Genomic DNA, 14424 nt, shown 5'->3' on the forward strand with positions numbered 1-14424 from the left:
ACGCCTCAATCTCCCTTCTTTTCCACATACTCCATAATATCTCCGAAATCTGAATGTAGTACCCCACATATTCTTCCTAGGACATCCAATGATACTTCTTCATTTTTTCGAATACGTGTCATCGTATTTGGTGCTATATCTGCTGCCTTTCTAAGTTCAACCATTGTAATGTTTTTCTCTTCAAGAACCTTATATAATTTATTATATGATACAGCCATTTCTTAAACCTCTCATGCAATTACATTTAAATTACAACACTGTAATAATCATATCACTAAAAGCTCTTTTTCGCAATATGTTGCGACCAACAGTCTGCGATTTCAAAGCAATAAATATTTCAATATAAAATGCCAGTAATCCTGTATTCTCAACCTACCTATTTATCTATAGTTGTTTTTCAACATTACTCTCCAACAGGAACATCTTCGAACAGACACATTTCCACCAATCAAAAACAAAAAGACCAAAAGCAGCATATCCAAATACTACCATTGGCCTTAAAACCTTTTATCAACGGCATTTCTGCCACTTTTCTATTTCACCCTTGACATCAATACTACGGTCTCCACATGCACCGTCTCACAAAACTGATCCACACTACAACTCCGTCTGATCTCATACCCTGCTGCCAGAAACGCCGGTAAATCTCTCGCCAGGCTGGTGGGTTTGCAGGAGATGTAGACGATGTTTTCTACGCCGTAGGCCAGGATCTTGGGCAGGGCTTTGGGGTGGATTCCGTCGCGGGGGGGATCCAGGATGATCATGTCGGGCTTTTCGGTAAGGTCGTCCAGGACTTTCAGGACGTCACCGGCAATGAAGCGGCAGTTGGTGAGGCCGTTCAGGGCGGCGTTTACTTTGGCAGCTTCTACGGCTTCTTCGACAATTTCCACGCCGATCACTTCTTTGGCTACAGAAGCCAGAAGCTGAGCGATGGTTCCGGTGCCGCTGTAGAGGTCAAATACTTCTTTGTCCTTGGTATCGCCGATGTAATCGCGGACAATGGAGTACAATACTTCTGCTGCCAGTGAATTAGGCTGGAAGAAGGAGAAGGTACTGATTTTAAAACGCAGTCCCAGCAGCGTCTCATAGAAATAATCCTGTCCATAGAGCAGTCTGGTCTCATCGCTCTGTACCACATCAGACAGGGAATCGTTGATAATGTGCATGATTCCCACGATTTTGCCTTCCAGCGGAAGGGCAAGAAGTCGGGATACCAGCGGCGCATAGTCGTACTCTGCCTGGCTTGTGGTGATCACGTGCACCAGAATTTCTCTGGAGGTTACGCCTCTTCGAAGAAGCAAGTGGCGCAGATATCCAGTATGCTGCATTTTCTTATAATGAACGGCTCCAAGCTCTGTAAAAAAGTCCAGCACACAGGAAAGAATGGCTGTCATGTCCGGGTGAACCAGCTTACAGTCGGACGCAGTGAGCACGTCATAGGTGCTGCCTTTCTTGTGCAGACCAAGGGAAATGGGACCGTCTTTGTATTCATCTCCGAAGGAAAACTCCATCTTATTGCGGTATCCAAATTCAATGGGGCTTCCGTGGATTCCTTCCCAGTGAAGATCTACCTCATTCCCTACCGCGTCCTGAAGGAGTCCTTTCACCTGGGTTTCCTTCATTTTCAGCTGTTCTTCATAGGACATAGTCTGGTACATGCAGCCGCCGCAGGCTGGGAAAATCTTACATACAGGTTCCCGGACCTCCAAAGGGGATTTCTCCAGAACTTCCAGAAGTCTGCCTTCTGCCCTGCCGGAGCGCTTCTTATTGATCATAAAGCGCACCTTCTGTCCCGGAATACCATTTTTTACAATCACTTTTTCCCCATCTATATTCACATATCCCTTGTTAGGGAAATCAACTTTCTCTATAATTCCTTCGTAAATCTCACCTTTTTTCATCATTCCTCCACACAGATTGAAATAATCTATAATCCTTCATTTAGCATCCAATTTGTTCAAAATAACTCTTACAAAAAATATACTCCGCGAATTGTGTATCATGATCGCGGCAGTCGCCAAGGTCTCGTGCAAGCCCGGACTTTGGCTCGCCTACCGCATAAATCAAAAATAAGGTATACGGGGGAGCATAACTGCCATATGCCCGTATACCTTTTCATTTCATATCACTTGCTTATTAAAAATTCTCGAAATTATCCACATAAAAACTATGCCCTTGCATGTCGGCCTGCGGACCATTCACTGAACACCTGAATTATTTCTCTTCATCCTCGAAATAATCATCATAATCATCATCAAAGTCTTCTTCGAAGTCTTCAAGATAATCCGGTGCGAAGAAGCGATATACTGCAAATGCGATTCCTGCAACAGCAGCTACAGCACCAATGATAGCCAGTACCCAGAGGACTGTATTCTTCTGCTTCTCATCTTCTTTTTTCTTAAGTAATGATAATAATTCCTCGAGCTTATCCATTTTAATGTTCATGTGATACCATCCTCTCTTTCATACAGCTTGCAGATCCACCCTACTGCAAAAATATCTGGCAGCTGTGCTCTGCTCTCATGTTACTGCTCACTTCATGCTCAGCAACTTTTGCCTGAATGAGTACATCATTCAACTACTCATTAGGTTTACTTATTATACCACTTTTGCGACTATTTTACCATAGCTAATATGGTAATTTTGAATTTTTTATAAATAATTCGCTCCACTTAAATCTTCTTCAGCTTCGCAAAGCTTGCGAACATCTTCTTCACACCAACTTTATCAAACTCCACCGTAACCTCATAATCACGGCCGCCTTCCACGATTTCCTTTACAATTCCCACACCAAACTTAATATGACGGACAGTATCTCCAACCTCATAATCCAGGGAATTAGCCTTGGTCACCTTAAATTCCCTTGGCTTGTAATTTCTGCCCTGAAGAATTTCTTTCATCTTGGAATACTTGGTCGGCGTAGGGATCAGATCCTCTGCTTTCGGCTTTTTCTCCTGAATGGTGTGCCCCAGGTCTACCAGTTCACGCGGGATCTCTCTTACAAACCTGGAGACCTTATTATACTGTGTCTCTCCGCGGATCATCCTCTGCTGTGCACAGGTCAGTGTCAGATCCTTCATGGCACGTGTGATTCCCACATAGCAAAGTCTGCGCTCTTCTTCCAGTTCTCCGTCATCTCCATAGCTGATGGTCATATGGCTTGGGAAAATACCATCCTCCATTCCCACCATAAACACCTTTGGAAACTCCAGTCCCTTAGCGCTATGTAAAGTCATAAGTAGAACATAATCCTGATCGGGATCTACCGTATCAATATCTGCCACCAGCGCAACTTCCTCCAGGAAACCGGAAAGAGTAGCCGGCTGATCCTGCTCCTCCATTGCCTCCTGATAAGCAACAGTCTTGGAAATCAACTCATCGATATTCTCGATTCGTGCTCTTGACTCTTCTGTATCCTCCGCTTCCAACTCAGCCACATACCCCGTAGAATCAATTACTTCCTGCAAAATCTCCTCCACAGTCAGTACAGCAGCCTTGCTCTTTAAAGTCTGGATAAAAGTAACAAACCCATCAATCTTAGACAGACTTCTTCCAATAGAAGGAACCTCCTCTGCCACACGAAGTGCCTCATACAGGCTGATTCCCATATTATCCGCATAATCCTGGACACGGCCCAGTGTAGTAGCACCGATTCCACGCTTTGGAACATTGATGATCCTCTGCACAGCCAGGTCATCTCTGGCATTGTCAATCGTCTTCAAATAGCAGAGAAGATCCTTGATCTCCTTACGGGCATAGAAATTCACACCACCCACCAGCTTATAAGGAATGTTTGCCGCAATAAATTTCTCCTCAAAAATACGGGACTGGGCATTGGTACGGTAAAGGATAGCACAATCCCGATAGCTTCCAAGCCCTTCTCTCTTCAGCTTGCTAATCTCCCCAGCCACATACTCAGCCTCCTCATAGGCATTGAAAAACTGGCGGAAATGCACCTTACTGCCCTCTTCATTCTCTGTCCACAGGGTCTTCGCCTTACGCTCTGTGTTATTGGCGATCACCTGGTTCGCCGCATTCAGAATATTCTTGGTAGAACGGTAATTCTGCTCCAGACGGATTACCCTGGCATCTGGGAAAACACGCTCAAAACCAAGGATATTTCCAATATTTGCCCCGCGGAACTTGTAAATGGACTGGTCATCATCACCTACCACACACAGATTCTGATATCTCTGTGCCAGAAGGCTGATAAACTTAAACTGGGCAGTATTGGTATCCTGGTACTCATCTACCATAATATATTTAAAACGCTCCTGATAATACTCCAGCACCGCACCACAGTTCTGGAAAAGTTCCACAGTCTTCACGATCAGATCGTCAAAATCCAGGGCATTGTTCTTGCGAAGAGCGGCCTGATATTCCCGGTAGACAGATGCCACTTTCTTCATATTATAATCTCCTGCAGCCTTCATCTCCATATCGTCTGGTGTGAGCAGCTCATCCTTGGCATGGGAAATCTGGGCAAGAAGGGAACGCTCCTTGTAAACCTTGGTGTCAATATTCAGCTTTCTGCACACATCCTTCATAAGAGACTTCTGGTCATCTGTATCATAAATGGTGAAATTCGTGTCATAACCCAGATTGTCAATATGTCTTCGCAGGATCCGCACACAGGCAGAATGGAAGGTAGACACCCAGATGCTCTCTGAGCCAAATCCTACCAGCTTATCCACACGCTCTCTCATCTCCTGGGCAGCCTTATTGGTAAACGTGATGGCCAGAATATTCCATGGATTAACTCCCATCTCATCCATCAGATAAGCAATCCTGTGTGTCAGCACCCTGGTCTTGCCGGAACCAGCACCCGCCAAGATCAGCACTGGTCCTTCGGTCTGCGCAACCGCCTCACGCTGAGGGGGATTCAAGGTATCGTATATGCTCATTTATGTTCTCCTTTTTCGTTGTCGCTCAAGTAATTAATATTTTTACAGTTTGCCAGTACATTTCCCAAGGTATTTTCGTAAACGGACTGTACAGCAACCTATATCTTCTTAAATAGTTAGATTTCATTATACATGAAATCCCCACCTATCACAACCATCGATTTTCCCCCTTTTTCCCAGAAACTGAAAAAAACAGTTTACAAGTAGTTTTAAAAACTATATAATAGGGAGCAGAGGTGATAAAAAATGACAGCTGATGATAAATCCGTATTAAAAGGCATTCTGGAGCACATTTCCGGAATGGATTATATAAAACCAGAAGATCTTCCAAACATTGACCTGTACATGGATCAGGTCACTACCTTTATGGAGGATCAGCTTGCATCCACCAAGCGCCACGATGATGACAAGATCCTGACCAAGACCATGATCAATAATTATGCCAAGAATAATCTTCTTCCTTCCCCTGAGAAGAAGCGCTATTCCAAGGATCATCTTCTTATGCTGATCTTCATCTACTATTTTAAAAATATTCTGTCCATCACAGATATCCAGAAGCTACTCGGCCCCATCACGGAGAAATATTTCAAGGGCGAGCCTGGCAAGGACATGACCTATGTATATAATGAAGTTTTTGGAATGGAGAACCGCAAGATCGACCAGCTGATCAAGAATCTTCTGAAGGACTACCGCTTCTCCAGCGCCACCTTCCAGGACGCAGACGAGGAAGACCAGGAGTTTCTCAAGCGGTTTAGCTTTATCTGTCTCATGAGCTTTGACGTCTATATTAAGAAGATGATCATTGAGAAAATGATCGACGATATCTCCCCCGCAGAAGAGAAGCATAAGAAAAATAAAGACAAGTAGTACAAACCTCCGGTTATTTAAAATTTTTGCCGGAGGTTTTTTCATACAGTTTTAGAAAATACGCATGAACAGATTGGAGCATGTCAATTGCAAAAATAGTATAAGAACTATCTGCCAGCACAATTCCTGTTATGCACCACAAAACCCGCAGAATCATCTCACATCACGATTCCACGGGTCTTCATTCGTACATTTCATTCTATTTTCAGTTCAGATTCCCTGATTCTCATTCATCCTTCTGATCCAGTGGACGATTCTGCTCTTTCTTCTCTTCCATTCTCTTAAATACCATATCATAACCGTCATTACCATAATTCAGAGAACGGTTTACACGGCTGATTGTCGCTGTGGAAGCACCAGTCTTCTCAGAAATGTCAAGATAAGTTCTCTTATCCATCAACATCTTGGCAACCTCAAATCTCTGTGATAAAGAAAGAAGCTCGTTAATGGTACACACATCCTCAAAGAAAGTATAGCACTCTTCCTTATCCTTCAGACAAAGTATGGCCTCAAAAAGATGGTCAACTGCCTCAGTTCTGATATTTTTACTCATTTCGCTACTCCTTTTTTCTATATTTAATGTTTTCTATTCTGTTTTCAGTGATTACTATTTTAACACGCTAACGTATGATAAGCAAGGACTTTCTGGAAATATTTTTCCTGCAAAAGGTCCGCAGGCATTTTCTTTTTTGTGAAGAATTTATAGTTTTTCCGTAGTTTTCTATTTTCAAATTGATTTTTTTTCACAGATTCGTTATACTATTTGGTAAGCTTATCAACGCTATACACCAAATAGAAAAGAGGAAATTTTGAATGGATCGTTTTTTCAACATGGATAACAAATTTTTCACCTTTATGAGCAGGGTTGCAGATCTGATCATTCTGAATCTGCTGTGCATTGTCTGCTGCATTCCGGTGGTAACCATTGGACCTTCCATTGCTGCCATGTTCTACGTCACTTTAAAAATGGTACGCAATGAAGAGTCTTACATCGTCCGCGGATTTTTTAAATCCTTCAAACAGAACCTGAAACAGGGTATTGTGATCAATCTGATCATGCTTGTGGCTGCTCTTCTGCTGTATTTTGACATCAGCATCTGCCGCAACACACCTGGCGCTATCGGTAAAGTCCTTATGGTATTATTTATGATGATCCTGGTTGTTTACCTGATGATCTTCCTGTACATTTACCCGGTACTTGCCAAATTTTACAATACTATCAAGAATACCTTTACCAACGCATTTTTGATGTCCATCCGTCATCTTCCATACACAGCACTGATGATCCTTGTCACTGCTGCCCCGGTGCTTGTGTTCTTTATTCCAAGCGCCCAGGTACAGTCCATGGTTCTCCTTTTACTTGTGCTCATTGGATTTTCCGGAGTTGCATACATCAATTCCCATTTCTTTGTGAAAATTTTTGACAAATACATTCCGGAAGAAACTTCCGAGCCTAATCTGGACAGCGTGGTAGACCACAGTCTTGATCCTGACAACAAGAATTTATGATCACCAGTTGGAATGGAAAACCCTATCACTCTCTTGACTACATGTTGAAGGAGCGTTTCGGGGAAAAAGTTTACAAAGTCACCTTAAATGGCGGCATGAGCTGCCCAAACCGGGACGGCACCATTGGACACGGCGGCTGTATTTTCTGCAGCGAAGGAGGCAGCGGTGATTTTGCCGCAAGCGCAGCGCTTTCCATTACCCAGCAGATTGACAGCCAGATTGCCATGCTCTCTGCCAAGCGTCCCATTCATAAATACATTGCCTATTTTCAGGCATACACCAATACTTACGCCCCAGTACCTTACCTGGAGAAAATTTTTCAGGAAGCCCTTTCCCATCCGGGGATCGTGGCCCTCTCCATCGGCACAAGGCCGGACTGTCTGGGAGATGACGTGGTAGAACTCCTCTCCCGTCTAAATAAGATCAAACCGGTCTGGGTAGAGCTGGGACTGCAGACCATTCACGAATCTACTGCCGCTTACATTCGAAGAGGGTATCCATTATCCTGCTTCGAGAATTCCCTTAAGAGGCTTCGTGCAGCAGGTCTGGAAGTGGTTGTTCACACAATTCTTGGTCTTCCTGGCGAATCCAGGGAAGCGGTACTGGCAACCATGGATTATTTAAGTGCCCGGGATATTCAGGGGATCAAGCTTCAGCTGCTTCACATTCTAAAAGGCACTGATCTTGCATACGATTATCTGGCCGGGAAATTCAGAGTGCTTGAGCGGGAAGAATACATTGATCTTGTGGCAGACTGCCTAGAACACCTGGATCCTGCCATTGTGATCCACAGAGTCACCGGCGATGGTCCGAAGGATCTGCTGATCGCACCTTTGTGGGCAAGCCGGAAAAGAGAGGTTCTGAACCTGCTCCACCATCGTTTGAAAGAACGCCAGAGTTTTCAGGGGAAAGCTTTGCTTGAGTAATTTTCACACAATTTCACCAGAAGGGAGGCTGGAAAATGGCTACACCATTTACCGTTTACAAACTGATCATCTTATATATGCTTCGGAATTCTTCGTCCCCTATCACCAATTCGGAGATTTCGGAATTTATTCTGGATCGTGAGTACACCAATTATTTCCATTTACAGCAGGCTCTTTCCGAGCTTGAGGAGACGGAACTGATCGAGAAGCGTACCATTTCCAATACTTCCTACTATTATCTTACTGAAGATGGAAAGAACACCCTCACCTATTTCGAGAATGACATTTCCCAGGACATCCGCACCGAAGTGCTTCAGTACCTGGCTGCCCGGGGTGCATCCACCAGGAATCAGGTGAAAGCTCCCGCCGATTATTACATCAATAATCAGGGAGAATATGTAGTGCACCTTCAGCTTTTGCAGAAAGGCGCATCTGTGATCGATCTTTCTCTTGCAGCGCCATCTCTTTCTGCCGCTAAGGCTATGTGCAAACAGTGGCCAAAGAAATACGAAGAAATTTATGACAAAATAATGGAGGGGCTTTTATAAAGCTCCTCCATTTTTAATTGTTAAGTAATCTACAATTTGCCTGTTTCCTGTCCCTTTTCGCAATTCTTCTATGATTTGATTTATTTTTCTTCCGCATGGCTTCGGATAAATTCCATATGCTCTTTCAGCTTCTTCTCATATCCCATATCTGAAAGCTCATAGAATGTCTCTCCCTGAATTTCATCTGGAAGGTACTGCTGCTTCACGTAATGGTTGGGATAGCTGTGGGCATACTTGTAGCCGATTCCATGTCCCAGCTTCTCATGTCCTCCATAGTGGGCATCCTGAAGATGAACCGGCACTGTGGTCTTGGTGCGCTTCACGCTGTCCATTGCTGCAAAGATGGCATTCACCGCCGCATTGCTCTTAGGCGCACACGCCATATAAGCGGCCGCCTGGGAAAGAATGATCTGGGATTCCGGCATTCCCACACGCTCTACCGCCTGGGCTGCTGCTGTGGCAACTACCAGCGCCTGTGGATCTGCATTTCCAATGTCCTCCGAAGCAAGGATCATCATTCGTCTTGCAATAAATTTCACATCTTCCCCTGCATATAACATCTTCGCCAGGTAATAAACTGCAGCATCCGGATCAGAACCACGCATACTCTTGATAAACGCAGAAATAATATCGTAATGGTTATCTCCATCCTTATCATAACGCACCACGCGCTTCTGAATGCACTCAGAAGCCACATCCAGGGTAATATGGATCTTGCCGTCAGAATCTCTGGGTGTGGTAAGAATGCCCAGTTCTATGGCATTTAAGGCGCTTCTGGCATCCCCGCCAGCCATGTCAGCCAGGAAATTCAGGGCATCCTCATCCAGAACCGCATCATAGCTTCCCATTCCCTTTTCCTTATCATTCACAGCACGCAGAAGCAGCTCCTTAATCTCCGGAATCTCCAATGCTTTCAGCTCAAATACTATGGATCGGGATAAAAGCGCGCCATTTACCTCAAAATAAGGATTCTCTGTGGTTGCCCCGATCAGAATGATGGTTCCATCCTCCACGAAAGGCAGCAGATAATCCTGCTGTCCTTTGTTAAAACGGTGGATCTCATCGATAAACAGGATGGTCTTTTTCCCATACATGCCAAGGGCGTCCTGGGCCTGCTTTACCACTGCTTCCATATCCTTCTTGCCAGCTACTGTGGCATTGATCTGGGTAAAATCTGCGCTTGTGGTATTGGCAATCACCTTGGCCAAAGTGGTCTTGCCTGTTCCTGGAGGGCCATAGAAAATAACAGAGGTCAGTTTATCAGCCTTAATGGCTCTGTAAAGTAATTTATCCTTCCCCACAATGTGCTGCTGTCCTACCACTTCCTCCAGCCTGGTGGGACGAAGACGGGAAGCAAGGGGGGATTCGTTCTCCATTGTTTTGGATTTCGCATATTCAAATAAATCCATGTAGTGTTCTCCATTTCCAAACAGGGAATCATCATACCAGCTCCCAAATGCTGTTCTGGCAACATCTGATTTCCCAGTAATTATCGTACATTTGTTCTAATTATAAACCATATGTCCTATTTAGGCAAGTTAATAAAATATGTTCCTGTTCACTAAAAATGCCTCGCAGAATATTACCTGTAAACAGTAACTTACTGGTAAGCAAATACTACTTTATGGCAATATCAGCTCTTCCACCGTCACAAATTCATACCCCTCTGCCGTCAGCAGATCCACGATCCGGAGCGCCGCATCCACCGAACTCTGGTAAGCGTCGTGCATCAGGATCACAGCCCCATCTTCTACTTCATTTTTTACGATCCGCATAATAGAATCCACGTTTTTACTCTTCCAGTCCAGGGTATCCACATCCCAAAGCACTGGAAACATCTCCACATAGAAATCCAGATTTTTCCTCCACTCCCCATAGGGTGGTCTTAACCAGGCGGGATACACACCGGTGATCTCGTAGATTTCCTGGCTGGTAGCCTCAATTTCCTCTTTTGCAGCTTCCTTTGAAATCTTATCCAGCTGTACATGATTGTATGTATGGTTCCCGATCAGGTGGCCTTCCTCCTGCATTTGCTTCACCAGAGCCTCTTTCCCCTCAATATTCTTTCCCATGAGAAAAAAAGTGGCATGAACGCCCCGCTCTTTCAGCCCTTCCAAAAGCAGCGGCGTATATTTGCTGCTGGGACCATCGTCAAAGGTTAAAGCAACTTTCTTCTTTTCCTGCGCTAACTCTTTTTGCACTTCTATTCCCCCTGTTGCTCCCCTGCTTTCTTCCATCTGCAAACTTCCCAGCCGCACACATAGCACTGCCAGCACCATCATTTGCGCCCACATCATCAGATGCCCTGTTTTCTTCTTCATATCCCGCCGCCTGACATCTGTCCTTCCTGACAATATATGTTTGGAACACGAAAAAAAGCACCGGCAACCTCTCTCGAAATCACCAGTGCTCTTCACACATCTGCTTATTTTTTCAGCAGTTTCAGCTGATTCTCAATTTCCTCGATGCATTTCTCATATCCCAGCTTGCTGCTGTCCAGACACAGGTCATACTGGGTGGCATCCTTCCACTCTTCCCCTGTAAATCTGCGGTAATACTCATCCTTGCGCTTGTCGTCTTTCTGAAGGAATTTCTCGATTTCCTTTGTACTCATGCTCAGCTTCTCAGCCGCCTTTTCCATTCGGAAATCCCAGTCAGCGTGGATAAATACACGGAGCACATTTGGATAATCCTTCAAAATATAGTTGGAGCATCTTCCGATGATCACACAGGACTCCTTCTCGGCCAGCTCCCGGATAATCTTCGCCTGATAATTAAACAGGTTCTCATCAGAGGTAAAATCCTTGCTCTGAGGCGGGATCAGCTCACCGCTGTAAATACCGTTCTTTCCGAAAAGCGGCTTTCTGGCGCTGGAATACTCATCCACTCTTCCGAAAAGAGTTTCGTGGATTCCACTGTCCTCAGACGCCATGCGGATAATATCCTTGTCGTAATATCCAATCCCTAATTTCTTCGCAAGCATTTCTCCCACGGTACGTCCACCGCTTCCGTACTGTCTTGCAATGGTAATTACGAAATTGTCCATTTCTCTCCTCCTTATTACACCGGCCAGCTTTTAGTTCCCTGACCGGAGAATTTTCCATAGATTTTATTCTCCCAGATAAGCCTTCTGTACCGCCTCATCATTCAGCAGGTCGCTGGCCTTTCCGCTCATTGTGATCTTACCAGTCTCAAGGACATAAGCGCGGTCTGCAATGGAAAGTGCTTTCTTCGCATTCTGCTCTACCAGAAGTACGGTAGTTCCGCCTTCACTTACTACACGGATGATATCGAAAATCTCATTTACAAAAATCGGGGAAAGTCCCATGGACGGCTCGTCCATTACGATCAGTCTTGGTTTGCTCATAAGGGCACGTCCCATGGCAAGCATCTGCTGCTCACCACCGGAGAGTGTACCGGCACGCTGTCCTTTACGTTCTTCCAGACGTGGGAATCGTTTATAGACTCCCGCAAGGCTTTCCTGGATCTCAGCCTTATCTTTTCTTGTATAAGCTCCCATGATCAGGTTCTCATATACACTTAAGTCCGCGAAAACACGACGCCCCTCCGGGACATGTGCGATTCCCATCTCAACAATCTTATGCGCCGGAACCTTGGTAATATCTTTTCCTTCAAAAACAACGGAACCTTCTTTTGCAGAAAGAAGACCTGTCAGAGTCTGCAGTGTAGTAGTTTTTCCTGCACCATTGGCGCCGATCAGGGCAATAACCTCGCCCTGGTTTACCTCAAAGGAGATTCCTTTTAATGCCTGAATTACACCGTAATATACGTGTAAATCTTTCACTTCCAACATTGCCATTTCTTTTTCCTCCTTATTCGCCCAGATATGCAGTAACAACAGTTGGATCCTTAAGAACCTTAGCTGTCTCACCCTGACAGAGAACCTGTCCGAAGTTCAGTACAGTCAGCTCCTCACAGATACCACCAACCAGCTTCATATCATGCTCGATCAGCAGGATAGTCATATTGAAATGGTCTCTTACAAATCGGATGGTATCCATCAGCTCCTGGGTCTCGTTAGGATTCATACCAGCAGCCGGCTCATCCAGAAGGAGAAGCTTGGGATCTGTGGCAAGTGCTCTGGCGATCTCCAGCTTACGCTGTTTACCATAAGGAAGGTTTCCTGCAAGAAGGCCAGCTTCCTGATCCAGGTTAAACACCTTCAGGATTTCCATAGCACGCTCATTCATCTCTTTTTCTACTTTAAAATACTTCGGAAGTCTTAAAATTCCTGTCAAAGTAGAATATTTATAATGGTTGTGCAGACCTGCCTTAACATTATCCAGCACTGTCATATCCTTAAAAAGTCGAATATTCTGGAATGTTCGTGCAATTCCTGCTTTATTGATGTCGATAATACTTTTTCCTGTGATGTCCTGGCCATCCAATTTGATAAGTCCCTCATTTGGCTTATAAACGCCTGTAAGAAGGTTGAATACAGTTGTTTTTCCAGCACCGTTTGGTCCGATCAGGCCATAAAGCTCTCCTTTTTCAATTTTCATATGAAAATTATCAACAGCGTGAAGACCGCCAAACTGGATAGAAAGATTGTTTACCTCTAACATTGCCATAATTAAGCCGCCTCCTTTTCTTTGCTGTGACCTTTGATTTTTTCAACAATGCGGCTTCTGAAATCCCTTGCTGCAGGAGCCCAGTTGAAAAGCATCATTGCGATCATAACGATTGCATAGATCAGCATACGGTATGTGGAGAATCCACGAAGCAGCTCAGGAAGTGCATAAAGCACGATAGTTGCAAGGATACTTCCGCGAAGATTTCCCATACCTCCAAGGATAACGTATACCAGGATGGTAATGGACATGTTATAGTCGAAGATGGAAACCTTCAGCATGGAAAGGTTATGGGCATAAAGCACACCTGCCACGCCTGCGATTGCTGCAGAAATGGTAAATGCAAGCAGCTTATTCTTAGTTACGTTGATACCGATGGACTCAGCTGCGATACGGTTATCACGGGTAGAAGTGATGGCACGTCCGCTTCTGGAGTTTACCAGGTTCTGAATGATAAATAATGCAAGAAGGACCAGGATCACACCGATCAGGAAGAAATAGTCCTTGATATCTTTGTATAAGGTTGCAGTTCCCGCAACACCAAGGGCACCCTTGATGATCTGTTTTCCGCCAGGATCCAGCTGAAGATTGGCTGCGCTTGTTGCAACATGAAGTCCTTTGTCATCTACACCAACATACAGAATGTTGATCAGGTTCTTGATGATCTCACCAAATGCCAGCGTTACGATTGCCAGATAGTCACCTCGAAGTCTCAGTACCGGAATACCGATGAGCACACCGAAGATAGCAGCAACAGCTGCACCTACCAGCAATGCAAGAATCAGTCTTGGAACAGACGGGATCAGATCACTGGTAACATGGGAAAATACCGCACTGGAGTAAGCTCCAACACACATAAATCCTGCATGTCCAAGGCTCAGCTCTCCAGAATAACCTACTACCAGGTTCAGGGAAAGAGAAGCGATGGTGTATACACAGATTGGTACCAGAAGGCCGGTAAGCAGTCTGGACAGGTTTCCTGTGGAGGAAAGTGCCTGTACCACAACGAAGATTGCGATCACCATGCCATATGTAATAAAGTTGTTTTTTGTTGTTTTGTTCATATTCTTTTTCATAT

General features: G+C 44.7%; 15 protein-coding genes. 4 read left to right on the plus strand and 11 right to left on the minus strand.

Features of this window, described 5'->3' with window-relative positions; translation table 11 throughout:
* Positions 1-5 precede the first annotated feature (5 nt).
* The 4 genes from ACTQ50_RS00060 to pcrA form a co-directional block, all read right to left on the minus strand.
* A complete protein-coding gene (locus ACTQ50_RS00060) occupies positions 6-218 on the minus strand; it encodes a helix-turn-helix domain-containing protein (RefSeq protein WP_441482406.1) in 213 nt (70 codons plus the stop codon).
* 315 nt (positions 219-533) lie between these two features.
* Complete coding sequence (gene rlmD / locus ACTQ50_RS00065) at positions 534-1901, minus strand: 23S rRNA (uracil(1939)-C(5))-methyltransferase RlmD (protein ID WP_441482671.1); 1368 nt, start codon at positions 1899-1901, stop codon at positions 534-536.
* A 313-nt stretch (positions 1902-2214) separates the two neighbouring features.
* Positions 2215-2445, minus strand: coding sequence for a hypothetical protein (locus tag ACTQ50_RS00070; RefSeq protein WP_173716615.1), 231 nt, complete (start codon positions 2443-2445; stop codon positions 2215-2217).
* 227 nt (positions 2446-2672) lie between these two features.
* A complete protein-coding gene (gene pcrA, locus ACTQ50_RS00075; protein ID WP_441482407.1) occupies positions 2673-4904 on the minus strand; it encodes a DNA helicase PcrA in 2232 nt (743 codons plus the stop codon).
* Positions 4905-5150: 246 nt separating this feature from the next.
* On the opposite strand from pcrA, the gene ACTQ50_RS00080 reads away from it, so the two are divergent.
* Positions 5151-5771, plus strand: coding sequence for a DUF1836 domain-containing protein (locus tag ACTQ50_RS00080; RefSeq protein WP_441482408.1), 621 nt, complete (start codon positions 5151-5153; stop codon positions 5769-5771).
* A gap of 226 nt (positions 5772-5997) precedes the next feature.
* On the opposite strand, the gene ACTQ50_RS00085 is transcribed toward ACTQ50_RS00080, so the two are convergent.
* On the minus strand, positions 5998-6324 hold the full coding sequence (locus ACTQ50_RS00085) for a YerC/YecD family TrpR-related protein (RefSeq protein WP_021926156.1): 327 nt from the start codon (positions 6322-6324) through the stop codon (positions 5998-6000).
* 260 nt (positions 6325-6584) lie between these two features.
* Between ACTQ50_RS00085 and ACTQ50_RS00090 the strand changes: the two genes are divergently transcribed.
* The 3 genes from ACTQ50_RS00090 to ACTQ50_RS00100 are packed head-to-tail and all read left to right on the plus strand — an operon-like array spanning position 6585 to position 8754.
* Positions 6585-7280, plus strand: a complete 696-nt coding sequence (locus ACTQ50_RS00090; RefSeq protein ID WP_441482409.1) for a YesL family protein — start codon at positions 6585-6587, stop codon at positions 7278-7280.
* Positions 7277-8206: a TIGR01212 family radical SAM protein gene (locus ACTQ50_RS00095; protein ID WP_441482410.1), complete on the plus strand. Its 930-nt coding sequence runs from the start codon at positions 7277-7279 to the stop codon at positions 8204-8206. Before ACTQ50_RS00090 ends, ACTQ50_RS00095 begins: the two co-directional genes overlap by 4 nt.
* A 35-nt stretch (positions 8207-8241) precedes the next feature.
* Complete coding sequence (locus ACTQ50_RS00100) at positions 8242-8754, plus strand: DUF4364 family protein (RefSeq protein ID WP_441482411.1); 513 nt, start codon at positions 8242-8244, stop codon at positions 8752-8754.
* An 80-nt stretch (positions 8755-8834) separates the two neighbouring features.
* Here the strand turns inward: ACTQ50_RS00100 and ACTQ50_RS00105 are convergent, their stop codons facing one another.
* The 6 genes from ACTQ50_RS00105 to ACTQ50_RS00130 form a co-directional block, all read right to left on the minus strand.
* Complete coding sequence (locus ACTQ50_RS00105; protein WP_441482412.1) at positions 8835-10163, minus strand: replication-associated recombination protein A; 1329 nt, start codon at positions 10161-10163, stop codon at positions 8835-8837.
* A gap of 213 nt (positions 10164-10376) precedes the next feature.
* Entirely contained in the window at positions 10377-11075 is a 699-nt protein-coding gene (locus ACTQ50_RS00110; protein WP_441482413.1) for a polysaccharide deacetylase family protein, read from the minus strand.
* A gap of 104 nt (positions 11076-11179) precedes the next feature.
* Complete coding sequence (locus ACTQ50_RS00115) at positions 11180-11800, minus strand: AAA family ATPase (RefSeq protein ID WP_441482414.1); 621 nt, start codon at positions 11798-11800, stop codon at positions 11180-11182.
* A 63-nt stretch (positions 11801-11863) separates the two neighbouring features.
* Entirely contained in the window at positions 11864-12574 is a 711-nt protein-coding gene (locus tag ACTQ50_RS00120) for an ABC transporter ATP-binding protein (protein WP_226818008.1), read from the minus strand.
* A 13-nt stretch (positions 12575-12587) separates the two neighbouring features.
* Positions 12588-13346, minus strand: coding sequence for an ABC transporter ATP-binding protein (locus ACTQ50_RS00125; RefSeq protein ID WP_441482415.1), 759 nt, complete (start codon positions 13344-13346; stop codon positions 12588-12590).
* Positions 13347-13348: 2 nt separating this feature from the next.
* Positions 13349-14422 (minus strand): branched-chain amino acid ABC transporter permease, encoded by a 1074-nt coding sequence (locus ACTQ50_RS00130; protein WP_441482416.1) that lies wholly within the window; start codon positions 14420-14422, stop codon positions 13349-13351.
* Between the last annotated feature and the right edge of the window lie 2 nt (positions 14423-14424).

The organism is Blautia sp. Sow4_E7 (genome assembly GCF_052116245.1).
In the GTDB taxonomy this organism is placed as follows: domain Bacteria; phylum Bacillota; class Clostridia; order Lachnospirales; family Lachnospiraceae; genus Blautia_A.